Source organism: Streptomyces sp. NPDC058464 (genome assembly GCF_042721035.1).
Classification (GTDB): domain Bacteria; phylum Actinomycetota; class Actinomycetes; order Streptomycetales; family Streptomycetaceae; genus Streptomyces.
Genome location: NZ_JBHXMA010000020.1, coordinates 151,376 through 173,987, shown reverse-complemented (window position 1 = coordinate 173,987; position 22,612 = coordinate 151,376). Strand labels below are relative to the sequence as shown.

Annotated in this window: 18 protein-coding genes; 9 read left to right on the top strand and 9 right to left on the bottom strand. The window is 71.8% G+C overall.

Annotated elements, in window-relative coordinates; all coding sequences use genetic code 11:
* The first annotated feature begins 189 nt into the window (after window positions 1–189).
* A complete protein-coding gene (locus ACFWPQ_RS25955) occupies window positions 190–2,346 on the top strand; it encodes a SpoIIE family protein phosphatase (RefSeq protein WP_384039377.1) in 2,157 nt (718 codons plus the stop codon).
* A gap of 111 nt (window positions 2,347–2,457) precedes the next feature.
* On the opposite strand, the gene ACFWPQ_RS25950 is transcribed toward ACFWPQ_RS25955, so the two are convergent.
* Window positions 2,458–3,855 carry a S1 family peptidase gene (locus tag ACFWPQ_RS25950; RefSeq protein WP_384039265.1) on the bottom strand — a complete coding sequence of 466 codons (1,398 nt, stop codon included), beginning with the start codon at window positions 3,853–3,855 and terminating at the stop codon, window positions 2,458–2,460.
* Between the two features lie 207 nt (window positions 3,856–4,062).
* Here ACFWPQ_RS25950 and ACFWPQ_RS25945 point away from each other — a divergent pair, with 207 nt between their 5' ends.
* The 5 genes from ACFWPQ_RS25945 (at window position 4,063) to ACFWPQ_RS25925 (ending at window position 11,142) form a co-directional block, all read left to right on the top strand.
* Complete coding sequence (locus tag ACFWPQ_RS25945) at window positions 4,063–4,476, top strand: PaaI family thioesterase (RefSeq protein WP_384039262.1); 414 nt, start codon at window positions 4,063–4,065, stop codon at window positions 4,474–4,476.
* 491 nt (window positions 4,477–4,967) lie between these two features.
* Entirely contained in the window at window positions 4,968–5,183 is a 216-nt protein-coding gene (locus ACFWPQ_RS25940; RefSeq protein WP_351711832.1) for a type A2 lantipeptide, read from the top strand.
* A 115-nt stretch (window positions 5,184–5,298) separates the two neighbouring features.
* The gene (locus tag ACFWPQ_RS25935; protein WP_384039259.1) at window positions 5,299–6,105 is read left to right on the top strand and encodes an HlyD family efflux transporter periplasmic adaptor subunit; all 807 of its coding nucleotides are present in this window, start codon (window positions 5,299–5,301) and stop codon (window positions 6,103–6,105) included.
* Window positions 6,102–8,324, top strand: a complete 2,223-nt coding sequence (locus ACFWPQ_RS25930; protein WP_384039256.1) for an NHLP family bacteriocin export ABC transporter peptidase/permease/ATPase subunit — start codon at window positions 6,102–6,104, stop codon at window positions 8,322–8,324. The genes ACFWPQ_RS25935 and ACFWPQ_RS25930 overlap by 4 nt, the downstream gene beginning before the upstream one ends.
* A 1-nt stretch (window position 8,325) precedes the next feature.
* Window positions 8,326–11,142, top strand: a complete 2,817-nt coding sequence (locus tag ACFWPQ_RS25925; protein ID WP_384039252.1) for an NHLP bacteriocin export ABC transporter permease/ATPase subunit — start codon at window positions 8,326–8,328, stop codon at window positions 11,140–11,142.
* Window positions 11,143–11,146: 4 nt separating this feature from the next.
* Here ACFWPQ_RS25925 and ACFWPQ_RS25920 read toward each other — a convergent pair whose 3' ends face one another.
* The 3 genes from ACFWPQ_RS25920 to ACFWPQ_RS25910 are packed head-to-tail and all read right to left on the bottom strand — an operon-like array spanning window position 11,147 to window position 12,636.
* Window positions 11,147–11,671 carry an SRPBCC family protein gene (locus tag ACFWPQ_RS25920; protein ID WP_384039249.1) on the bottom strand — a complete coding sequence of 175 codons (525 nt, stop codon included), beginning with the start codon at window positions 11,669–11,671 and terminating at the stop codon, window positions 11,147–11,149.
* A 5-nt stretch (window positions 11,672–11,676) separates the two neighbouring features.
* On the bottom strand, window positions 11,677–12,024 hold the full coding sequence (locus ACFWPQ_RS25915; RefSeq protein ID WP_384039246.1) for an ArsR/SmtB family transcription factor: 348 nt from the start codon (window positions 12,022–12,024) through the stop codon (window positions 11,677–11,679).
* Window positions 12,025–12,045: 21 nt separating this feature from the next.
* Window positions 12,046–12,636 (bottom strand): alpha/beta fold hydrolase, encoded by a 591-nt coding sequence (locus ACFWPQ_RS25910; RefSeq protein ID WP_384039243.1) that lies wholly within the window; start codon window positions 12,634–12,636, stop codon window positions 12,046–12,048.
* Window positions 12,637–12,760: 124 nt separating this feature from the next.
* Between ACFWPQ_RS25910 and ACFWPQ_RS25905 the strand changes: the two genes are divergently transcribed.
* Together ACFWPQ_RS25905 and ACFWPQ_RS25900 are read left to right on the top strand one after the other, a co-directional pair.
* The gene (locus ACFWPQ_RS25905) at window positions 12,761–14,266 is read left to right on the top strand and encodes an MFS transporter (protein ID WP_384039240.1); all 1,506 of its coding nucleotides are present in this window, start codon (window positions 12,761–12,763) and stop codon (window positions 14,264–14,266) included.
* 290 nt (window positions 14,267–14,556) lie between these two features.
* The gene (locus tag ACFWPQ_RS25900; protein WP_384039237.1) at window positions 14,557–14,940 is read left to right on the top strand and encodes an STAS domain-containing protein; all 384 of its coding nucleotides are present in this window, start codon (window positions 14,557–14,559) and stop codon (window positions 14,938–14,940) included.
* Between the two features lie 134 nt (window positions 14,941–15,074).
* Here ACFWPQ_RS25900 and ACFWPQ_RS25895 read toward each other — a convergent pair whose 3' ends face one another.
* Window positions 15,075–15,497 (bottom strand): subtilase-type protease inhibitor, encoded by a 423-nt coding sequence (locus tag ACFWPQ_RS25895; protein ID WP_384039235.1) that lies wholly within the window; start codon window positions 15,495–15,497, stop codon window positions 15,075–15,077.
* Window positions 15,498–15,820: 323 nt separating this feature from the next.
* On the opposite strand from ACFWPQ_RS25895, the gene ACFWPQ_RS25890 reads away from it, so the two are divergent.
* Window positions 15,821–16,357, top strand: coding sequence for a hypothetical protein (locus ACFWPQ_RS25890; protein ID WP_384039233.1), 537 nt, complete (start codon window positions 15,821–15,823; stop codon window positions 16,355–16,357).
* 117 nt (window positions 16,358–16,474) lie between these two features.
* Here the strand turns inward: ACFWPQ_RS25890 and ACFWPQ_RS25885 are convergent, their stop codons facing one another.
* The 4 genes from ACFWPQ_RS25885 to ACFWPQ_RS25870 all read right to left on the bottom strand — a co-directional run bounded on the left by ACFWPQ_RS25885 (window position 16,475) and on the right by ACFWPQ_RS25870 (window position 22,413).
* The gene (locus ACFWPQ_RS25885) at window positions 16,475–18,121 is read right to left on the bottom strand and encodes an RICIN domain-containing protein (protein WP_384039230.1); all 1,647 of its coding nucleotides are present in this window, start codon (window positions 18,119–18,121) and stop codon (window positions 16,475–16,477) included.
* A gap of 467 nt (window positions 18,122–18,588) precedes the next feature.
* On the bottom strand, window positions 18,589–18,966 hold the full coding sequence (locus ACFWPQ_RS25880; RefSeq protein ID WP_384039227.1) for a toxin Doc: 378 nt from the start codon (window positions 18,964–18,966) through the stop codon (window positions 18,589–18,591).
* A gap of 3 nt (window positions 18,967–18,969) precedes the next feature.
* Window positions 18,970–19,209: a hypothetical protein gene (locus ACFWPQ_RS25875; RefSeq protein WP_089103774.1), complete on the bottom strand. Its 240-nt coding sequence runs from the start codon at window positions 19,207–19,209 to the stop codon at window positions 18,970–18,972.
* Window positions 19,210–19,311: 102 nt separating this feature from the next.
* The gene (locus ACFWPQ_RS25870; protein WP_384039224.1) at window positions 19,312–22,413 is read right to left on the bottom strand and encodes a glycoside hydrolase family 2 TIM barrel-domain containing protein; all 3,102 of its coding nucleotides are present in this window, start codon (window positions 22,411–22,413) and stop codon (window positions 19,312–19,314) included.
* Window positions 22,414–22,612 lie beyond the last annotated feature (199 nt).

Sequence of the window (22,612 nt, the reverse complement as noted above, 5' to 3'; positions counted from 1 at the left end):
GGCGCCTCCGTCCCGGGCGTGTCTGCGGCCGTGCGGGAATGTGCCAGGGCGAACGGGGGTACCCGCGGGTGGCCCGGCGTGTGCGTCTCCACCCCGCTCGCCGTGCGCCGGTCGCCGCCACGAGGGAGCCTTGATCCCGAGGACGCGACGCGCGGCCGGACGAGGAGGTGGTCGGGCGTGTCCGACGGGATGGGGGCGCCTCCGGCGGGAGCGGGGCCGGGCGTCGAGGTGCCTGCGGCCGCCGGCACCGGCTCCGGCCGGCCGCTGTTGTCGCTGGCGCTGGCCTCGATGTTGGAGGAGGTCCAGGCGCACTCCGGCGCGGTCTATCTGCTGGCGGCCGACGAGCCGGTCCTGGAGATGGCGGTGACGGCGGGTCTGCCCCGGGCGTTCGTGGCGCCCTGGGAGCGGGTCGGGCTGACCTCCCCGATCCCGGTCGCGGAGGCGGTACGGGAGCGGCGGCTGGTGTGGGTGGGCGGCGAGGAGGACATGGCGCGCCGGTACCCGCGCATCGCGGTGGTGCTGCCGTACGCGTTCGCGCTGGCCGCGCTGCCCGTGGCGACGGCGGACACGGTGTACGGGGCGCTGTACGTGACCTGGCCCGGCGCCCATCCGACGGTGCTCTCCGACCGGGAGCGGGCGTCGCTGACCGCGGGGTGCGGCCGGCTGGCGATGCGGCTGGAGCGGGCCGCGCGGGAGAACCGGCTGCTGCGTACCGAGCCCGATCTGCTGGCGGCGCCGCCGTCGGGCATGGCGGGCACGCTGGGCACGGTGGAGGCGGCGCGGATGGTCGGGCGGCTGCCGTACGGGCTGGCCTCGCTCGATCTGCACGGGCGGGTCGCCTTCGCCAACGAGGCGGCGGGCGAGCTGCTCGGCGTGCACGTCGACGATCTGCTCGGCACCCAGCCGTGGGTCTCGGTGCCGTGGCTGAACGACCCGATGTACGAGGACCGTTACCGGGCGGCGCTGATCAGCCAGCATGTGACGTCGTTCGTGGCGCTCAGGCCGCCGGGCGACTGGCTGTCGTTCCGGATGTATCCGAGCACGACCGGGCTGACCACCCGGATCAGCCGGGCCCGGGCGGTCGCCGAGATGGTGGGCGCGGCGCCGCGCGCGGATGCGACGCCGTCCCCCCGGCTGGTCACCATCTCCCAGGTGCTGAGCCTGTCCGGGGCGCTGACCGAGGCCGTCGGGGTGCAGGACGTGGTGCAGCTGGTGGCGGACGAGGTCGCCCCGGCCGTCGGCAGCCAGGCGCTGGTGATCCTCGGGTCGCGCGGCGGACGGCTGCACGTGCTGGGGCATCGCGGATACGAGGATCCGCGGATCGTGGAGCGCTTCGACGGCCTTCCGCTGGCCGAGCGGACGCCCGGCACCCATGTCCTGAACACCGGCGTACCGGCGTTCTTCGAGTCGAGGCAGCAGCTGGAGCGGCTGTATCCGGACCGGAACGAGACCCCGGACGGGTTCGCGGCCTGGGCGTATCTGCCGCTGATAGCGTCGGGCCGGCCGGTGGGCACCTGTGTCCTCGCCTACGCCGAGCCGCACCCCTTCCCCGCCGACGAGCGTGCCGTGCTCACCAGCCTCGGCGGGCTGATCGCGCAGGCGCTGGAGCGGGCCCTGCTCTACGACGCGAAGAACCAGCTGGCCCACGGTCTCCAGGCGGCCCTGCTGCCGCACTCGCTGGCTCCGCCGTCGGGTATCGAGGCGGCCGCCCGTTATCTGCCGGCCATGCACGGCATGGAGATCGGCGGCGACTTCTACGACCTGGTGCCCACCCGGCCGCAGGCGGCGGCGGTGATCGGGGACGTGCAGGGGCACAACGTGACGGCGGCCGGGCTGATGGGCCAGATCCGTACCGGCGTACGGGCGTTCACGAGTGTCGGGCAGGCGCCGGCGGAGGTGATGCGCAGCACCAACCGGCTGCTGATCGAGTCGGGCGCCGATCTGTTCGCGAGCTGTCTGTACCTTCGGCTGGATCCTGAGCGGGGGCGTGCGGTGATGGCCCGGGCGGGGCATCCGCCGCCGCTGCTGAGACGTCCGGACGGGCGGGTACGGGTCCTCGACCTGGCCGGGGGCCCGCTGCTGGGCATCGACGCGGAGGCGACGTACCCGACGACCGAGGTGTCACTGGCGCCGGGCTCGGTGCTCGCCCTCTACACCGACGGGCTGGTCGAGTCCCCCGGTGTGGACATCGAGGACGCACTGGTCGACCTGGGGGAACTGCTCTCGGAGAGCGGCGACCAGCCGCTGGACAAGCTCGCCGACACGCTCGTGCGGCACAGTGCGGCGGCGCAGGAGCGTGTCGACGATGTCGCGGTGCTGTTGCTGCGGGCGGAGGCCGACGGCTGACAGCTACGGCCGACGGCTTGACCCTCGCCGGACGCGATTCGGTCCGACCCTCCCGCCGGAGGGCCGGACCGTCCACCGTCGGCCGGAACCGCTGGTTGGCCGTGCGATGGGTCAGTTGGACGACGTGGTGCCGTCCGCGCCGGTCCCGGACAGGTCGCCCGTGCCCGTCTCGTCACCCGTGCCGGTCTCGTCACCGGTACCGGTCTCGTCACCGGTGCCGGTCTGGTCGCCGGCCGTGGCGGACGGGTCGGCGGTGCCGCCGATCTGGTCGCCGCCGGCCTGGTCGCCGGCGCCGTTCTCGTCACCGGCGGTGGCGGACGGGTCGGCCGTGGCACCGGCGTCACCGGCGCCCGCGCCCGCGTCGCCGAGGGTCGCGCCGGTCGCCTGGAGGGCGGTGGTCACCGGCTGGAAGAAGGTCTCGCCGCCGGAGGTGCAGTCGCCGCTGCCGCCGGAGGTCATGCCGACCGCGCCGCCGTCCTGGGTGAACAGCGAGCCGCCGCTGTCGCCGGCCTCGGCGCAGACGTTGGTCTGGATGAGACCGGTGACGGTGTCGACACCGTTGGGGTCGGTCTCGCTCTGGAAGTTGACGGTGGCGTCGAGGCCGGTGACCTGGCCGTCGTGCAGCCCGGTGGTGGAGCCCATCCGGAACACGGTCTCGCCGACGGTGGCGTCGACGGCCTGGTTGATGGCGACGGTCTGGCCGTTGCCTATGTTGACGTCACTCGTCGTCTGGGTGGCGGGGTCGTTGTACTTGACGAGCGAGAAGTCACCGGCGCCCGGGAACTGGGCCTGGTCCACGGTGGCGATCGGCTGGCCGGTCTCGGAGTCGGACCAGTCCTTGGCCGCGACCCCGCAGTGACCGGCCGTCAGGAAGGCGGGGGTGCCGTCCGAGGCGGTGACGTTGAAGCCGAGGGAGCAGCGGACGGTGCCGTCCTGCACCTGGGAGAAGATCGCGTCGCCGCCGGAGACGAGGGTCTTGAAGGTGCCCGACGACTTCTTGAGGGTCGCCATGTTCGAGCCGAGGCTCTGGACCGTCGACTCCAGCGTGTCCCAGTTGGAGCCGGTGACGGTGGAGTCGGCGGTGACCACGACCTTGTTGGTCTTCGGGTCGACGGCCCAGGCGGTGCCCGGGATGGTCGCCTTGGTCTTCAGGGTCTGGGCGACGGCCGCCAGTTCGGAGGTGCTGTTCTGCACCTGGCGCACCACCGCGCCTGCCTTCTCGGCCTGGACGACGATGTTGTTGTCGCCGCTGATGACGTTGACGACGAGCTGCTGCTTGCCGCTGTCGTAGTAGGACCCGGCGAAGGCCTGGCCCAGCAGGTCCTGCAGCTGCGAGGCAAGGTCCGAGGCGTCGGTCGCCTTCAGGGTCTTGGGGGCAGCGGTGGTGGCGCCGGAGGCGTTGTCCTGAGACGCGTTGGCCATCGGCAGCAGGAACGCCGCAGCGCCGAGCGCCGCGACACCGCCCACCGCGATAGCGGCCTTGCGCTTCGGAATTCGCTTGTGACTCAAACTTCTCGACCTCCAAGGGACGGAGTGTCTGCCGTTGCGGGGCAGTCGTTCGTGAGCGGCGCCTGGATGGCCATAGGTACGGGCGGGTCACGTGGTGCGTTCAATTCCGTTTGCCAACTTCCTTGACCCGGTGATGAATCGGCCATGGCGCGCCCGTGGCGGACCAGGTCCGCGTGCCGGGGCGCCGGCGCGGGAACAATCCCCCATATGACGATGACCACCGCCGAAGCCGACAAGATCCTCTCCGCCAACTTCGCCCCCTGGGTGCTCGACCTCCAACTGGCCGTCGAGGCGCTGGGCGAGGACCGGGCGACTCTGCGTCTGCCCTGGTCGGAGCGGCTGTCCAGGGAGGGCGGCGGGCTGTCGGGGCAGGCGTTGATGGCGGCGGCCGACACGGCGACGGTGATCGCGGTCTCGGCGGCCCGGGGCGGCTTCGTCCCCATGACGACGGTGCAGCAGTCGACCTCGTTCCAGCGTGCGGTGACCGGTTCGGATGTCCTGATCGAAGCGGTGCTGACGAAACTGGGCCGCCGGATGGCGTTCGCCGACATCACGATGAGCGATCAGAGGTCGGGCGCGCTCGCGGCCCGGGCGAGCACGGTCTACGCACTCCTGGGCTGACCGAACCGACACGTTCAGCAACCGGTCAATGACGGTCCGTTGCGATCACGGACCGGAATCCTTGCTTCAGGGAATCTGCACATCCCATACCCAAGCAAGGCACGGGGAGTGGCGGATCTGCACAACCGCGCGCCCCCTGCCGTGCCCTTGGCCCGGAGTGCCGGATTCGCCGCGGGGCAGGCAAGCCGTGCGACGGGGGCGAAGTCGTGCGGCTTGTGAAGGAGTCGCCGACAAGCGGTGCGCGCGCCTGCACGGATGAGCCCTTCGGCGGCCCAAGTTCCCAGGTGAGGCGCCTGGTTGATTGGAAGCGCGGACCGTGGGCGTGCTTTGATCCATCGCACCGCAGGGGCCGCCGAGGCTCCCGGAAACGGGCGTCCGGCGCCCGCGGTCACGGCCGTCCGCTCGTCCCCCAAGGGCCGTTGTTCGTCCCTGAAGGGCGTCGGGGGGCCGCTCTCCCCCTTGTGAATATCCATATGAAGGGAAGTTCCATCATGAACTCCACCCCCCAGGTTGAGACCGTCGAGATCTCCGACGCCGAGCTCGACAACGTCTCCGGCGGCCTGTCCCTCAACGCCCTCGGCACCGTCACCGGCCTGGTGGACGGCGTCGCCCCGGTTTCCGGCCTGGTCAACACGGTCGTCGGCACCGTCGAGGGTGTCACCGGCCTGAACACCCAGCCGGTCACCAACCTGGTCGCCGGTCTCTGATCGCACCTCGTTGCCGTTGAGTCCCGGAGCCGCAACCCGGCTGCTCCGGGACTCTCGGATGCCCTGGGGCATCCCCTGAAACTCCAGCGTCTCTCCCCTAGGTGAGGGAAGTTCCGTGCAGTTCCGCCAACAGGCCCTCGCCAAGCTCCAGTCACCGGAGGAGCTCGATCTCCCCGTACGTTTCGCCCGTCCGCAGGGCTGGCTCGCGCTGTCCGTCTCGGTCGTCGTGATGGCGGCGGCCTCGGTGTGGGCGGTGACCGGCTCGGTCGCCTCCACGGTGAGCGCGCAGGCCATCCTCACCCACGGGCAGGGCAGTTACATCCTGCAGAGCCCGGTCGCCGGGCAGGTCACGGCGGTCCTCGCCGAGCAGGGCGAACGGCTGCCGGCGAACTCCCCCGTCCTGAAGGTGCGCACCAGCGAGGGCGACTCGGTCGTGCGCACGGTCGCCGCGGGCCGGATCAGCGCGCTCGCCGCGACCATCGGGCAGATCATCCAGACCGGCGCGAACGTCGCCGCCGTGGAGAAGATCGCCCACGCCTCGGACCCCCTGTACGCGACGGTCTACGTCCCCGCCGAGAACGCCTCCTCCATACCGGCCGACGCCCGGGTCGACCTGACCGTGTCGTCGGTCTCGACGCAGGAGTACGGCGTGCTGCGCGGCCATGTGAAGTCGGTGGACCGCTCCGCCCAGTCGGCCCAGTCGATCGCCGCGTTCCTCGGGGACAGCCAGCTGGGCGAGCAGTTCACCAAGAAGGGCCGCCCGGTGGCCGTCCTGGTCCGGCTGGACACGTCGGGGAGGACGAAGAGCGGCTACAAGTGGTCCTCGGCGGACGGGCCGCCGTTCCGGCTCGACTCCATGACCCTGGCCTCGGGTTCGATCCGGCTGGCCGACCAGCGTCCCGTCGATTGGCTGCTCCCGTGACCACCGCCCAGGAGACCCGCGGCCGCCGGCGCGCCGCCCCGCCCAAGCGACCGGTCCCCAAGGGCCGCGGCCGGACGGTCCGTACGCCCACCGTGCTCCAGATGGAGGCCGTCGAGTGCGGCGCCGCCTCCCTCTCCATGGTCCTCGGCCACTACGGCCGGCATGTCCCGCTGGAGGAGCTGCGCATCGCCTGCGGTGTCTCGCGCGACGGCTCGCGCGCCAGCAACCTGCTGAAGGCGGCCCGCAGTTACGGCCTCACCGCCAAGGGCATGCAGATGGACCTGGCCGCCCTCGCCGACGTGCAGGGGCCGGCGATCCTGTTCTGGGAGTTCAACCACTACGTCGTCTACGACGGCATGGGCCGCCGGTTCGGCCGCCGGGGCGTCTACATCAACGACCCCGCCAAGGGCCGCCGGTTCGTGCCCATGGAGGAGTTCGACGGCAGCTTCACCGGTGTCGTGCTGACCCTTGAGCCGGGCGACGGCTTCGAGAAGGGGGGCCGACGGCCCGGCGTCCTTGGCGCGATGCCGGCCCGGCTGCGCGGCACCGCCGGCACCATGCCCGCCGCCGTCCTGGCCAGCCTCCTCCTGGTGCTGGTGGGCGCGGCGGTGCCCGCGCTCAGCCGCCAGTACATCGACCTGTTCCTCATCGGCGGCCAGACCTCGCTGCTCACCGTGCTGTTCGCCGCGATGGGCACCTGCGTCCTGCTCACCCTGGTGCTGACCTGGTTGCAGCAGGCGAACCTGCTGCACGGCCGCATCGTCTCCTCCACGCTCTCCAGCGCCCGCTTCCTGCGCCACCTGCTGCGCCTGCCGGTGACCTTCTTCGCCCAGCGCAGCCCCGCCGACCTGGTGCAGCGCCTGCAGTCCAACGACCAGGTCGCCGAGACCCTGGCCCGCGACCTCGCCGCGGCCGGCGTGGACGCGGTGGTCGTCGTCCTCTACGCGGTGCTCCTCTACACCTACGACGCACAGCTCACCTTCCTCGGCATCGGCGTGGCCCTGCTGAACATCGTGGCGATGCGGCTCGTCGTACGGCTGCGCGCGACCCGGACCGCCAAGCTGCGCGCGGACACCGCCCGGCTCACCAACACCTCCTACACCGGCCTGCAGTTGATCGAGACGATGAAGGCCACCGGCGGCGAGGACGGCTACTTCCGCAGGTGGGCCGGACAGCACGCGAGCACGCTGGAGGAGCAGCAGCGGCTCGGCGTGCCGAGCGCCTGGCTGGGCGTGGTGGCCCCGACGCTCGCGACCCTCAACAGCGCGCTGATCCTGTGGATCGGCGGTATGCGGGCGGTCGAGGGCGGGATCTCGGTCGGTCTCCTGGTCGCCTTCCAGTCCCTGGTCACCCGCTTCACCGCCCCGCTGACCCGGCTCAACGGCGTCGCGGGCCGTATCCAGGACTTCGCGGCCGACGTGGCCCGCCTCAAGGACGTGGAGAACTTCCAGGCGGACCCGGTCTACGCCCGCCCCGGCGCCGGCGACTCCACGCGGCGGCTGCAGGGCCATGTCGAGCTGGAGAACATCACCTTCGGCTACAGCCCCCTCGACAAGCCGCTGCTCACCGGCTTCGACCTGACCGTCGGCCCCGGCCGCCAGGTCGCCCTGGTGGGCGGCTCGGGCAGCGGCAAGTCCACGGTCTCCCGGCTGATCTCGGGCCTGTACTCCCCCTGGGAGGGCGTGATCCGCATCGACGGACAGCGGCTTGAGGACATCCCGCGCGGTGCCCTCGCCGCCTCCGTCTCCTTCGTCGACCAGGACGTCTTCCTCTTCGAGGGCTCGGTGCGGGACAACGTGGCGCTGTGGGATCCGTCGATCCCGGACGAGGCCGTGGCGGAGGCGCTGCGGGACGCGGCCCTCTACGACGTGGTGGCGCGCCGGCCCGGCGGCATCCACAGCAGGGTCGAGCAGGACGGCCGCAACTTCTCCGGCGGCCAGCGCCAACGCCTGGAGATCGCCCGGGCGTTGGTGCGCCGACCCAGCATCCTGGTCCTCGACGAGGTGACCAGCGCCCTCGACGCCGAGACCGAGCTGACCGTCATGGACAACCTGCGCCGCCGCGGCTGCGCCTGTGTGGTCATCGCGCACCGGCTGAGCACGGTGCGCGACAGCGACGAGATCGTGGTGCTCCAGCACGGCACGATCGTGGAGCGCGGGCGGCACGACGAGCTGGTGGCACACGGCGGGGCGTACGCCGCGCTGGTCAGGGAGCGATGAGATGACGACCGTGGACCAAGGCGACCTCGTACTCGGCGCGTTCGGCTCGCTGGGCGCCCGGATCGACTGCGCCGGCTTCAACCGCCTCGACCTCGAAGGCCCGCAGACGCTGTGGCTGGTGGCGTCCGGCGCCCTGGACCTGTTCGCGGTGGACGCCGAGCAGCAGGGCCACTGGCACCACCTGGGCCGTCTGGAGGCGGGCTCGCTCCTGCTCGGCCCGGTCGCGGGGCCCCAGCACACCCTGGTGGCACGCCCGTTGCGGGACTGCGTGGTGCACCGCATCGGCCTGCGCGAGCTCCACCAGCCCTCCCCCACCCAGACCTGGTCCTACGACGCGTACGGCAACCCCCAGTACGTCCCGCCGGCCACCAGCCCCCTGGAGTACGCCCTCGCCCTCGGCGTCGGCCGCGGCCTGTCCATCCTCTTCCAGGCCCCGATGACCGCCAGTGAGCGGGCCGCGGCCCCGACCGACGACGACGTCTTCTGGATGCAGGTGCCGCCGGGCAGTGTGCAGTACGGCTCGCTGTACGGCGCGGAGGCCGCCGCCGACCTGCTGATGGACCCGGCGCTGTGGCAGAGCATGGTCGACCAGCAGTACCGGCTGCTGACCACCCTGGACCGGTGGATCGAGCAGCTGGAGCGCACCCACGAGTCCCGTACGGCGGCCGGTATCAAGGCCGGTGAGGCGGTCCGCGCGCAGGCCGACCGGACCCTCCTCGCCTCGATCGGCAAGGGGGCCAAACGCACCACGGCCGCCGACGCCGACGCCTCCTACGCGGCCTGCAGACTGGTCGCCGAGGCCGCGGGCATCACCCTCGCGGAGCCCGCGCAGAGCGGCACCGAGAGCGACCGCATCGACCCGGTCGAACGGGTGGCCCTCGCCTCCCGGGTGCGGACCCGGGCGGTACGCCTCGACGGCCGCTGGTGGCACGACGACGTCGGCCCGCTGGTCGGGCACCGCGCCCTGTCCGGCGCTCCCGTCGCGCTGCTGTGGCGGCGCGGCGGCTATGTGGCCGTCCACCCGGCGACCGGCCGGGAGACACCGATCGAGAAGGCGAACGCGGCGGAGTTCGAGCCGCGCGCGGTGATGTTCTACCGGCCACTGCCCGACAAGGCGCTCAGCCCGCTCGGCCTGCTCCGGTTCAGCATGCGCGGCACCCGCGGCGACCTCGGCGGTCTGCTGCTGGCCGGGCTGGTGACCGTGGCGATCGGCTCGCTGGTGCCGATCGCGACCGGCAAGGTGCTGGGCGACTACGTGCCGAAGGCCCAGACGGACCTGATCGTGCAGGTCTGCCTGGCGGTGATGATCAGCGCGGTGGTGTCGGCCGCGTTCACCCTCCTGGAGAACCTCACGATCCTCCGCCTGGAGGGCCGGATCGAGGCGACCCTGCAACCGGCCGTCTGGGACCGGCTGCTGAGGCTGCCGACGAAGTTCTTCACCCAGCGCTCGACCGGAGAGCTGGCCAGCGCGGCGATGGGCGTCAGCGCGATCCGCCGGCTGCTGGCGGGGGTCGGCCCGGTGGTCGCCCAGTCGGTGACCGTCGGGGCGATGAACCTGGGCCTGCTGTTCTGGTACAGCGTGCCGATGGCGCTCGCGGCCCTGGGCATGCTGGTCGTCATCGCCGCCCTGTTCCTGGGGCTCGGGCTGTGGCAGGTGCGCTGGCAGCGCAAGCTCGTGGTGCTCGGCAACAAGCTGAACAACCAGGCCTTCCAGACCCTGCGGGGCCTGCCCAAGCTGCGGGTGGCGGCGGCCGAGAACTACGCGTACGCGGCCTGGGCGGGCGAGTTCGCGCGCAGCCGGGAGCTCCAACAGAAGGTGGGCCGGATCAAGAACCTCACCAGCGTGCTGGGTTCGGTCTACCTCCCGGTCTGCACTCTCCTGATGTTCATGCTCCTCGCCGGCCCGGCGCGGGGCGCCATGGACGCGGCGGCCTTCCTCACCTTCAACACGTCGGTGACGATGCTGCTCACCTCGGTCACCCAGCTGACCGGATCCTTCGTGTCGGCGGTGGCGGCGCTCCCCCTGTTCGAGGAGATCAAGCCGGTCCTGGAGGCCGCCCCCGAGGTCCGCACCGCCAGCACCCGCCCCGGCCCGCTGTCCGGCGCCGTCGAGGCCCGGCGCCTCTCCTTCCGGTACACGGACGACGGTCCCCTGGTCCTGGACGACGTCTCCTTCGACATCCGCCCCGGCGAGTTCGTGGCGGTCGTCGGCCCCAGCGGCTGCGGCAAGTCGACGCTGCTGCGCCTGCTGATCGGCTTCGACAGGCCGGTCTCGGGAAGCGTGCTCTACGACGGCCAGGACCTGGGCGCCCTCGACCAGTCGGCGGTCCGCCGCCAGTGCGGGGTGGTGCTCCAGCACGCCCAGCCGTTCACCGGCTCCATCCTGGACGTCATCTGCGGCACCGAGCCGTACACGCCGGAGGAGGCGATGGCGGCCGCCGAGATGGCGGGCCTGGCCGAGGACATCAAGCGGATGCCGATGGGACTGCACACGATCGTCGCCGGGAGCGGCGCGATCTCGGGCGGCCAGCGGCAGCGGCTGATGATCGCCCAGGCGCTGATCCGGCGCCCCCGCATCCTCTTCTTCGACGAAGCGACGAGCGCCCTGGACAACGACACCCAGCGCACGGTCATCGAGAGCACGCGCAAGCTGAACGCCACCCGGATCGTGATCGCCCACCGGCTGTCGACGGTCATGGACGCCGACCGGGTGATCGTGATGGAGGACGGCAAGGTCGCCCAGCAGGGCCCGCCGGCCCAGCTGCTCGCCGACACCGGCGGGCGGCTGCACGAGCTGGTGCGACGCCAGCTGGCGTGACGGGTCAGGCGCCGGGAATCGGGGCGCCGGAAGGCAGGCCGGCGTCCAGGTAGCCCTGGTAGTACTCCTTCCAGGGCGCGGTGACGCCGGCATGCGGGCCCTGGAGACGCTCGCCGCGGGCCTTGGCGTCGAGGGCGGAGAGGCAGACCTCCCAGCCGGCGCTGTTGCGGGCGGCGGTGTTCTCCTCGCCCAGGACGTGGGTGAGGGTGAAGCGGGTGTGCTCTTCGCCCTCCGGTGCGAGGTCGAAGCGGAGTTCGTCGCCGCCCCAGTCGAAGGACAGGTGCCGGGGCGGATCGACGGCCAGGACCGTGCCGGTCGACTCGGGCATGTTCGGGTCGCCGGTGAACATGATGCCGCCGCCGGGGCGCAGGTCGATCTCGGCGCGGGAGGGGAACCACTCGGCGAGTTCGTCGGGGTCGGTGACGAAGTGCCAGACCCGGTCGATCGGATGGCCGTAGACGCGGCTGAAGCGGACGGCGGGGCGGCCGTCGTCGAGGGTGACGTAGGTGCCGGTGAGTTCGGCGGACATGGGGATCAGTCCTTCGCCTTCGGGGAGGTTTCTTCCGGGTCGTCCGCCGTCTCGTCGAGGCGGCGTCCGAGCGCGTCCAGGCTGCTGGTCCACAGCCGGCGGTAGGGGGCCAGCCAGGCGTCCAGCTCGGCGATGGGGGCCGGGTCGAGGGCGTAGACGCGGCGCTGCGCGTCCTGCCGTACCCGGACCAGGCCCGCCTCGCGCAGAACCTTGAGGTGTTTGGAGGTGCTCGGCTGGCTGAGGCCGCAGGCGTCCACGATCTCGCCGACGGGCCGGGGGCGGGTGAGGAGGAGGCCGACTATGGCGCGGCGGTGGGGGTCGGCGAGGGCGGCCCAGAGGGTGTCGGCGGGCATAAGAATAATATGCCTGCGCGGTTATATTCCAGTCAAGGAATAGATGAGGGGCCGACGGCCGCCACGAACACCTGAGGCCACCGGGGGCCGGTCGCGCCCACGCGGCGGAGCCGCATATCCACACAGCCCCGCGCCCCCCTCGGCGAAGCGGCGGCCGGCCGCCGGTGCGCCGCCTTCGGCGTAGGCCGCGGCCAGCTCCGGGAAGAAGTCGCGAGCCCGGTCGCCCTCGGGCAGGACGTTCACGGCCGGGGGTTCATGGGCGATGAGCCCCGACACCACCTCCGGATGCCGGGCGGCCAGGGTGAGGCCGATGATCGCGCCCGCACTGCTGCCGAACACCAGCGCCCGGCCGCCCGCAAGGCCCTCGACGACCGCGCGGGCGTCCGCCGCCTGTTCGTCGAGGGTCGTCGGGGTACCGTTCCGGCCCGTACTGCGCGAGTTGCCGCGCCGGTCGTAGGTGATCACGGTGAAGGCGTCCGCGAGGTCCTCGGCGACCGCCGAGTAGTAGCCCGCGTCGCCGCCCGCGCCGCTGATCATCAGGAGGGCCGGACCGGCACCCCGCACCTCGTAGTGGAGGTCCGCGCCGGTCACCGCGAGCATGCGGTCGGTCATGATCGGTCTCCGTCCCCAGCGAAACGTTGCCGTTTCGCTGAAAGTGCTCTAGTCTCGATGTGTACGAAACCGTTTCGTTCGCGGCTCCGCAAATCCCGAACGACTTCCCTGGAGTGGTTCCCCCATGTCTGAGAAGACTCTGACCGACGACGCCCGCGTCGGTGCCGCGGAGGCACCTCCGGCCGCCGCCTCCTCGAAGCGGTGGTGGATCCTCGCGGTCATCGCCGTCGCCCAGCTGATGGTGGTGCTCGACGCCACCATCGTGAACATCGCCCTCCCGTCCGCCCAGGCCGACCTCGGGTTCTCCGACGGCAACCGGCAGTGGATCGTCACCGCGTACGCCCTCAGCTTCGCGTCCTTGCTGCTGCTCGGCGGGCGGATCGCCGACCTGTTCGGCCGTAAGACGGCCTTCCTCATAGGAGTCGTCGGCTTCGCCGCCGTGTCGGCGCTGGGCGGTGCCGCGAACGGCTTCGGGATGCTGGTCACGGCGCGCGCCCTGCAGGGTGCCTTCGGTGCGCTGCTCGCCCCGACCGCGCTCTCACTGCTCAACACCACGTTCACCGACGCCCGTGAGCGGGCCCGGGCGTTCAGTGTCTACGGCGCCATCGCCGGTGCCGGCGGTGCGGTGGGCCTGCTGCTCGGCGGTGTTCTCACCGACACGTTCGACTGGCGCTCGACCCTGTACGTGAACGTCGCGATCGCCGTCGTCGCCTTCGCGGGCGGTATGGCGCTGCTGCACAACCACCGCGACGCCGGGAACGCCAAGCTGGACGTGCCGGGCACGGTCCTGGTCGCCGCCGGTCTCTTCTCGCTGGTCTACGGCTTCTCCAACGCCGAGACGCACGACTGGGGTTCGCCGCTGACCTGGGGCTTCCTGATCGCCGGCGTCGCACTCCTGGCGGCCTTCGCCTGGTGGCAGACCAAGGCCAAGTACCCGCTGCTGCCGCTGGGCATCCTGATGGACCGCAACCGCGCGGCCTCGTTCCTCGCCGTACTGATCTCCGCCGGCGGCATGTTCGGCGTGTTCCTCTTCCTCACCTACTACCTGCAGCTGAACCTCGGCTTCAGCCCGACGAAGACCGGTGTGGCGTTCCTGCCGATGATCGGCGGGCTGATGGTGACGGCACAGATCGGTACCCAGGTCCTGGTGCCACGGCTCGGACCGAAGGTGGTCATCCCGCTGGGCTTCGCGGTCTCCGCGGCCGGCATGGCCTGGCTGACCGATATCGGCGTCGGCTCCAGCTACCTCAGCGCGGTGCTGCCGCAGCTGATCATCACCGGCCTCGGCCTCGGCCTGGTCATGCCGGCCGCCATGCAGCTGGGCACGGGCGGGGTGACGGCCGACGAGGCCGGTGTCGCGTCGGCGACGGTCAACGCCATGCAGCAGGTGGGCGGTTCGATCGGTACGGCGCTGCTCAACACGCTCGCGGCGAGCGCGGCGACGGACTACCTGGCCGGGAAGGACGCGACCAGCAAGCTGGTGCAGGCGCAGGCGACGATCGAGAGCTACACGACCGCGTTCTGGTGGTCGGCCGGGATGTTCGCGGCCGGCGCGGTCATCGCCTTCCTGCTGTTCCGCAAGGGGGTGCCGCAGCAGGACGCGAACGCGGCGCCGGTCGTTCACATGTAACTGCCGCAGAGCCGAGCCGCAGGGACCGAGGGGTCGCCGTCAGCAGGGAGACGGTGGCCCCTCGCCATTGTCGTCTGCGGGTGCCCTGTGGCTGGTCGCGCAGTTCCTCCCCCAGCCTTCGGCCGGGGGTACCCCCAGCGCCCCTATCGGGGCGCGCCAAGTCAAGCCATTCCAGAGAAGTTCACCCGGTTGAGTGGACCTGATCTTGCGCCGGCCGTATCAGGGATGGCGCGCGCTCCCAGCGGGTAACAACCGGGCCCCTATCCGCCCCGGCGAGGTGGAGCGCTGAGATGACGTCGGAAGCCGTGGACCCCGGGCTGCCCGCCGCCAACTCCTGTGCGCGCACCCGCCGCAGCGGGACGTACCTCGTCGTCGAGGTCTTCGGCGAGGTCGACATCGCCACCGAGGAGCTGTTCGCCGAGCATCTGCTGGCGGTGACCGCCGGAGCCGAGCCCGATGTGCTCGTCGATCTGCGGCGGCTGGACTTTCTCGACTGTTCGGGGCTGCGGGTGCTGTGCCGGGCCGAGGCGCGCGCCAGGGAGCGGGGCGGTCGACTGCGGCTGGTGTGCGAGGGGCCCCGGATTCCGCGGCTGTTACGGGCCTCGGGGCTGATGGGGCGTTTTCCGCCGCTCCCCGGCCTTCCCCGGGACGGGAATGCCGGAGAGCGGCGGTGATGCCGGGGGTCGGACGGGCAGCCCCACACCACCCGTCCGACCCCCGGTGCGAGATCGCAGGTTCCCCGTTCCAGGGGCCGCACTCCCCAGTTGCGGACCTGTCCGGCAGTCACGAGGACCGTGCGATCCCGGGCTCAGAAGGCGAAGACGCTCGTCCCGTAGGCGTCCCTCATGCACTGGTTGCCGAAGGTGTGCTCATAGGAGACGCGCTTGCCCTGCCAGACGCCCTCGACCGTGACCACGACGGGATCGTAGAGCTTGGTACACCACACGTCGCTTCTGGGCGCGAGGGCGTCGAAGTCGCCGCCGGCGCCGCGCAGTTCGGCGCAGGCCTCGGCGGCGGCCGGGTGGGTGCCGGAGGCGCTCGGGGCGCAGTTCAGGGTGACGGCGCGCTCGGGTGTGGCGGTGGCCGCCGCCGTGCCGTGGCCGGTGGTGAGCACCAGGGCCGAGGGGGCGTAGAGCGAGCTCGGGGCGGCGACGGCGGCCCCCGTCAGGGGTCCGCAGACGGCGGCGGCCGTAAGGCCGAGGGTCGCTGCCCAGCGCGCGGTGGTTCGCATTGTGTGCATCCTTCCGCTCGATTCGACGGGTGCCGCCCTCGGCCCGGTGGGTGCCGGGGCGGCGGGCGCCACTCTGCCGAGTCCGGCGCCGAAACACACATCGAACCCACAGGTTTCAGTAACCTTGCGTATTGAATCAGTGGCGTGAAGTCACGGAGTTCGAACGCGTCGACCGCTCAACGGGGCGGTTCTTGATCGTCCGAAGCGGCCGGATGGCCGGATCTCACCGCCTCGTTAATCGTCCTGAAACATTCCGCTTCCGCTGTCGGCGGACTTCCCCGCAAGCCCTTGCCTTCGCGCTGCAACGGAGTAATCGTCATTACATGATTACGCAAGAGCAACGAGACAAGCTCCGCGGCTGGTTCGCCGGCCGCCTGCCCGACGATCTCTTCGAGGAACTGGTCGAGGTGACGGCGGACCGCGAGGAGGTCACCGTCATCGGGCGCATCCCCGGACCCAAGCTGGCGGACGACGCGTCGGACGCCGAGCGGGAGGCGGCCGTGCAGGGCCGGATCCAGGAGTTCCGGGAGCGCACCCGGGAGACCCGGATGGCGGTGGCCCGCGAGGCCGAGCACCGGTTCCGGCACAAGGTCTCCTGGGGCGTGGAGTGCGCAGGGCAGCGGGCGCTGTTCACGCATGTGGCCGCGCCGGTGATGACCCGGCTGCGCCAGCCCGAGCGCCAGGTACTGGACACGCTGATCGCCGGCGGGGTGGCGCGCAGCCGCAGCGAGGCGCTGGCCTGGTGCGTGCGGCTGGTCCAGCGGCACACCGACGACTGGCTGACCGAACTCCGCGACTCCCTGGAACACGTGGAACGAGTCCGGGCCCAGGGCCCGGACGCAGACGACAGCGCCTCGTAAGCAGGCGCCCCGTACGGCAGCGGCCCGTCAGGGGCGCGGGGAACTGCGCGACCAGCCACGACGGCGCCGCAGACGACGGACGCCAGACGACCCGATTCGGCTCTCCCAGCGGAGCGCCTAGTTGCCGGCCAGTTCCGCCGGCTGCGCCGACGGCCCCCCGGTCCCGGCGATGGAGAGCGAGCCACGGCTCTGGGACGGCGTCGGGTTGTCGGTCAGCCAGTGCTGGCCGCTGGTGTGGTCGCGGACCTTGACCACGATGTCGGAGCCGGGGTCGACACCCCCCGTGGCGAGCGCGAGGGTCTCGTCCCAGCGGGGCAGCAGCTCGCCCTGGACGGTGAGGTCGTAGCGCACGTCCTCGCCGCGCTCGGCGCCTTCGTCGGCGCAGATGCCGACGATGACCACACCGGCGTCCGCGTGCGAGTCCAGGCACAGATCCGTGCCGGCCGCGCTGCGCAACTCGCCGTCGCTCTCGTACGTCCACTGCTGGGTCGAGGCCGAGGAGCACGCCGCGAGCACGACGGTCGCCCCGGCCTTGGGCTCGCCGTTGATGTCCAGGCAGAGCTGCGCGGCGGCGTTGCGCAGCCGGGTCGTGTGGTCGGCGGCCGGCAGCTTGGCGGTGCCGGAGGTGGGCGTGCCGGAGGTGGGCGTCGCGTCGGGCTCGGTGTCGCCGGGGACCAGGCCCGCGGTGGCGACGGCGTCGCTGCCGTCACCGCCGCCGGACAGCGTGCTGACGGCGAGGACGGAGGCGAGCAGTCCCGCACCGGCCACGCCGACGCTGGTGAGCAGCGTCTTCGACGACCAGGAGCCGGGCGGGCGGCGCACCGGCACGGGGATGCGGGCGAGGATCCGGGTCCGGGCGGCCGCGCGCCGGCGCCCGCCTCCTCCGGCGCGCCGGGCGGCGGCGCGGGTGAGGGGGACCTCCACGGTGCCCTTGCGCCCCGGGCGCGTGTCGAGGTAGCGCCGGGCTCCCCAGCCGAGCACCGCCTCGACCAGCAGCACCCCCAGTCCGCCCTCGACATGGCCGAGTTGTTCGGCGGCGGCCCGGCAGTACGGGCACTCCGCCAGGTGCTCCTGGACGTCCGGCAGCAGGGCGCCGCCGCGGCGGATCGGCACGTCGAGCAGCCGGTTGTAGTAGCGGCACTCCTGGGACGGCGCGAGATCCCGGTGCGCGCGGACACAGCCCTCGCGGAATTTCTCCCGGGCGTCCTCGAGAGCCGCCGATGCAGTTGCCGTGTCCATGCCCAACAGACCGGCCGGTACGGTTATCGGTTCCGCCTCCACCTCGGCATGCCAGAGCAGGCTCTGGGCGAGCGCCGGAAGGCCCAGGAATGAACGCTCCGCGAGGGTGCGGTTTTCCGGTGTCAGGGACTTCGTGGCGCGCATACCGCGGCCGCCGGCCGGTTTCCCGAGGTCGGGGAGAACCTCCGCTATTCGGTCCTCCGCGGACCAGTTGGCGACCGTGTCGCGGACGGAGACCAGCAGGCGCGGCCGGATCGCGTCGGCCGTCTCGCCGAGGGCCACCCGGTCGAGGACCTGGTGGAAGGCGGCGGCCGCGACCATGTGCGCGACCGGCCCGGAGGCGGCCAGGCAGATGACCGCGTATTCCTGAACGGGCCGCCAGTGCCGGGCCATGAGCAGCGCGGCGGAGCGTGAGGCCTCGATGTCGGATCCGGCTCGCAGCGGGGCGGCGAGGGACTCGTCGGACTCCCCGGCACCACCGCCCGGAGGCGGAAACGGAGGGCGAGGCGGGTGGGGGGTCGGCACGGAGCGGATTCCTTTGGTGCGGTGGTGCGTACCTCTTCGGTGCGCCTGCGGGAGCGGGAATTCGCCGACGCGGTGACGGTCGCGTTCCTCAACTGTCGAATTGGACCCGGCCATTCCCCCCGCGCGGGCATTCACCCTCGCACAAGTCTCACACAAGCAACAAGGCACCCGTACAACATCGACAGCATTGACAGAAAGTCAGAAAGGCGCTGGTGGCTATTGCCCCTGCATGGCCCCATTCACCTTTCCACGCGCCCCGTGTGAACCGTGCGCACGCGGCGGCCCCGCGCGCACGGTCCCGGCCCGTCCGCACGGGTGGTCCACTGATGACCGGCCCTCCTCAAGAGGCCCCGCGCGGAACGGCGGCTCTTCCACGCGAAACAGGCCGCCGGCCCCGTTCCTCCCGCCCTCGGCCGGCGGCCCCGAGGAGCCGGGGCAGCCCTCTCACCTGCACGTCCGGGCAGGTGTCAGAGCTGCCAGGAACGGAGCCGGTCCGCCGCGGCGTAGACGTCGGCCTTGCCGCTCATCAGGTCGCGGGCGAGGTCGACGAGGGCGCCGTAGGGCGGGTCCATGCCGACGCCGCTGACGTACATGTAGGACACGGCGGTCGCGCAGGCGAACCGGGCGTTGGCCGAGGGCAGCGGCTTGAGCAGGGCGAGGGTGTGCAGCAGGGCGGCGGCCCGCCAGGCCGGGTCGGAGTCCACGCCGAGCCGGGGCGGATCGACCCGGTGTCGGGCGACCGCGGCGACCAGCGCGGAGAAGTCGTTGATGGTGGGCTGCTCCGGCAGGACTTCCTCATGGCGCTGGAGCAGCCAGGGCACGTCGATATGGATGACCGGCGGCATGGCTCAGGCGGCCTCGCCCTTCGCGGGCGGCTCGTCGTCGGGGAACGCGGCGGCGAACTCGGCGGCATGGGCCGCGAAGAAACGGCGGAATTCCTCCGCCCCTTCCTGCAGGGCCCGGTGCCGCGCGATGTCGGCGGCCGCCGCGTCACGGACGAGGGCCTTCATGGACGTACCGCGTTCCTTGGCTATCTGCCTCAGGTCCTCAAGTTCGCGGTCGCTGAACTCCACGTTGAGAGCTGGCATGCCCTTCACCGTACCGCGCGGGTACTCCACCGTAAATACCCGCAGGTCAAGACCATCTTGCCCAGGTACCCGACAGGGACGGACCGAGGCTTCGCCCGAGCCTCACGTGTCGAGGCGGCTGATCCGTACCGCGCCCGTGGTCTCCCCCGGGTGGGCGCCGGTCAGGGTCAGCCGGATCCGGGAGCCGCGGGCCGGGGTGAAGGTGATGACGGTCGGCGTGTCCGAGGCGGTGGCCCAGTCGACCACCGTGTCCCGCACCGCCCGGTACGCCGTGCCGTCCCAGACGGCCACGTCGACCGACGTGGGGAGGGCGTGGGTCGCGTCCACGGTGAAGGAGACCTCCACCCGGTCGAAGGTGCGGGCGCGCCCGTGGTCGACCGACACCCAGTCCGCGGTCCGGGCGCCGGCGAACGCGGGCAGCAGGGCGGTGGCCGACTTGGCGAAGGCGTTGGACCAGCCGGTGGCCGGGTCTCCGTCGAGCATGGCGGCCGGGAGGGTGTCCGGGCGGCCGGAGTAACCGGCGTCCGCGTGCGGGTAGTCCGGCGGGGAGGGGTGGTCCGGGCCGAAGTCGGGGGCGGGGGTGCTCGCCGCCGAGCGGGCGGGGGTGGTGTGCACGGTGACGGTGGCCTCGCGCAGCCCGTCCACCCGGGCGCTCACCGTGAGGGCGCCCGGCTCCGTACCGGAGCGGACGATGGCGAGTGCCTTGCCGTGAAAGGCGGTCCGGGTGCTCGCCTGGTAGCGCTCCGCGCTCTCCTCACGGCCGTTGTCGAGCCCGGCGAGCGAGCCGCCGGCCACGGCGAAGGAGATCAGGTGCTCGGCGTCGGGCACCACCACGCCGTGCGCGTCGACGATCTCCGCGGTGACGAAGACCAGTGAACGCCCGTCCGCGGCGAGGAACTTGCGGTCGGCGGTGAGGCGTACGGCGTGCGGGGCGGCGGCGGTGCGCAGGACGTCGGTCGCGACCACCCGGCCCGCGCGCCGGGCCACCGCCTTCAACTCACCCGCCCGGTAGGGCACTTTCCAGGTCAGATGCAGTTTGCCCGCGCTGCCGTTGGGGCTGGTGTAACTGCCGGGGTAGGGGCCGGAGGTGAAGGTCTTGTCGTCGCCGGTGGCCTCGGTGGTCTCCAGGTAGGTGCGGCCGTCGGTCGTGGTCTTGGTGTCGAACTCCCGCACCCCCAGGGACTCTCCGTTCAGGAACAGCTCGACCGCGGGCACGTTGGCGTACGCCCACACCTCGACCGTCTGGCCCTCCTCGTGGTTCCAGCTCATCGGCAGCAGGTGCACCATCGGCTCGCTCACCCACTGGCTGCGGAAGAGGTGGTACATGTCCTTCGGGAACCCGGCCGTGTCGACCGCGCCGAAGAAGGACGCCTTCACCGGGAACACGTCGTACGGCGTCGGCTCGCCGATGTAGTCGATGCCCGACCACAGGAACTGGCCCGCGAACCACTTCCGGTCCCGGTCCTTCTTGTGGCCGTACTCGCCGCTCATCGTCCAGGAGGACAGGTTGTTGTCGTAGGACGAGGTGGCCCGGCGGCCGGGGGTGTGGTTCTCCCCGGTGTTGAGGTGCTCCGGCTCCTGGTAGGTGCCGCGGGTCGAGGTCTCCGAGGAGGACTCGGACTCGAAGAGGAACAGGTGCGGGTAGGCCGCGTGCAGCGCGTCCACGGACCTGGCGGTGTTGTAGTTGAGGCCGAGTCCGTCGAGCTTGGCGAGCATCAGGTCGGCGGCGGAGCCCGCCTTCGGCACGCTGCGGTACTTGTCGGAGCCGATGACCAGGGGGCGGGTGTCGTCGGCGGCCCTGATGGCGGCGATGATCCGGTCGGCCATGGCGAGGCCGGCCGTGGAGGTGGAGTCGGGGATCTCGTTGCCGATCGACCACAGGACGACGGCGGGCGAGTTGCGGGCGGCGAGGACCATCTCGGTGGCGTCGCTCTCGCACCACTCGTCGAAGAAGCGGCCGTAGTCGTACCTGGTCTTGCCGGTCTTCCAGCAGTCGAAGGCCTCCACCATCATCACGATGCCGAGTTCCTCGCAGACCTCGATCATCTGCGGTGAGGGCGGGTTGTGCGAGGTGCGGAAGGCGTTGACGCCCATCGACTTCATGAGGGTCATCTGTCTGCGCACCGCGTCGGCGCTGATCGCCGCGCCGAGGGCGCCCTGGTCGTGGTGGAGGTCGACGCCCCTGATCTTGGTGGGCACGCCGTTGAGGGAGAAGCCCTCGTCGGGGTCGAAGCGGTAGGTGCGGATGCCGAAGACCGTGCGGAGGGTGTCGGTGGTGGTGCCGCCGACCCTGAGTTCGGTGTGCAGGGTGTAGCGGTGCGGAGCGTCCGTGTCCCACAACCTCGGCTTCCCGACGGTCAGTTCCTGGGTCGCGGTGGTCCCGGCGGAGCCGGTGACGGTGACCGTGGAGGAGGTACGGGCGACCGTGCGGCCGTCGGGGTCGGCGATGCGGGACAGGACCGTCACGTCCGCGCCCGCGCCGGACTCGTCGACGACGGCCGTGCGCACCCGGACCACGGCCCGTTCCTCGGTGACGTCCGGCGTGGTGACGTACGTCCCCCAACGCGCCACGTGCACGGGGTCGGTCACCACCAGCCGGGCCTCGCGGTAGACGCCGCTGCCCGAGTACCAGCGGCTGCTGGGCAGCCGGTTCTGCACCTTGACCGCGAGGACGTTCGCGGTGGCGCCGTCGGTGTGCAGCAGGTCGGTGAGGTCGAAGGCGAAGCCGGTGTAGCCGTAGGGATGGCGGCCGACCTCGGTGCCGTTGCAGTAGACGTACGAGTCCATGTAGACGCCGTCGAACTCCACCGAGATCCGCTGGCCGGCGCAGCCGGGCGGCAGGGTGAAGGCGAGCCGGTACCAGCCGAGACCGCCCGGGAAGAAGCCGGTGCCGCTGGTGGTGCCGTTCTCGGTGGTGGGGGTCTGTTCGATGCTCCAGTCGTGCGGTACGGCGACCTGCCGCCAGGCCGAGTCGTCGTACCCGGGGTCGGCGGCGGCCGCGTAGGCGCCGGTCGGGTCGGTGATCCCGCCCGGGTTGACCAGCGCGAACCGCCAGCCGTCCCGCAGGGCGACCGTGCGGCGGCCGGTGACCCGCGGGGACGTACCTGCCTCCGGGGCCGCCCAGGCGCCCGGGGCGCCCAGCAGGGCGCCGGCCGTCGGGGCCGCCGTGGCGGCTGCCAGAACCGATCTGCGAGTGACCGTCATGGTGCGGCTCTCCCTCATCAGGGCCCAGAACTACTCACAACTGATCGTGAACAAACAGATTCTGACGGGGTGACACTTGTGTCCGTCAAGGGTCCGGAGGCCACCGCCCGCCCCTTTCGTCCCGTCGGCCGGTCCGTGTTCGACACCCCGGACAGGCCTCGGTCCCGACCGGCCGACCGTCGTCACTTGCCGGTCACGG

Coding starts and splice junctions, on each gene's coding strand:
- ACFWPQ_RS25870 (WP_384039224.1), bottom strand. CDS start 22,413: ATGACGGTCACTCGCAGATCGGTTCTGGCAGCCGCCACGGCGGCCCCG.
- ACFWPQ_RS25895 (WP_384039235.1), bottom strand. CDS start 15,497: ATGCGAACCACCGCGCGCTGGGCAGCGACCCTCGGCCTTACGGCCGCC.
- ACFWPQ_RS25925 (WP_384039252.1), top strand. CDS start 8,326: ATGACGACCGTGGACCAAGGCGACCTCGTACTCGGCGCGTTCGGCTCG.
- ACFWPQ_RS25955 (WP_384039377.1), top strand. CDS start 190: ATGGGGGCGCCTCCGGCGGGAGCGGGGCCGGGCGTCGAGGTGCCTGCG.
- ACFWPQ_RS25910 (WP_384039243.1), bottom strand. CDS start 12,636: ATGACCGACCGCATGCTCGCGGTGACCGGCGCGGACCTCCACTACGAG.
- ACFWPQ_RS25900 (WP_384039237.1), top strand. CDS start 14,557: ATGACGTCGGAAGCCGTGGACCCCGGGCTGCCCGCCGCCAACTCCTGT.
- ACFWPQ_RS25940 (WP_351711832.1), top strand. CDS start 4,968: ATGAACTCCACCCCCCAGGTTGAGACCGTCGAGATCTCCGACGCCGAG.
- ACFWPQ_RS25890 (WP_384039233.1), top strand. CDS start 15,821: ATGATTACGCAAGAGCAACGAGACAAGCTCCGCGGCTGGTTCGCCGGC.
- ACFWPQ_RS25945 (WP_384039262.1), top strand. CDS start 4,063: ATGACGATGACCACCGCCGAAGCCGACAAGATCCTCTCCGCCAACTTC.
- ACFWPQ_RS25880 (WP_384039227.1), bottom strand. CDS start 18,966: ATGCCGCCGGTCATCCATATCGACGTGCCCTGGCTGCTCCAGCGCCAT.
- ACFWPQ_RS25920 (WP_384039249.1), bottom strand. CDS start 11,671: ATGTCCGCCGAACTCACCGGCACCTACGTCACCCTCGACGACGGCCGC.
- ACFWPQ_RS25915 (WP_384039246.1), bottom strand. CDS start 12,024: ATGCCCGCCGACACCCTCTGGGCCGCCCTCGCCGACCCCCACCGCCGC.
- ACFWPQ_RS25905 (WP_384039240.1), top strand. CDS start 12,761: ATGTCTGAGAAGACTCTGACCGACGACGCCCGCGTCGGTGCCGCGGAG.
- ACFWPQ_RS25875 (WP_089103774.1), bottom strand. CDS start 19,209: ATGCCAGCTCTCAACGTGGAGTTCAGCGACCGCGAACTTGAGGACCTG.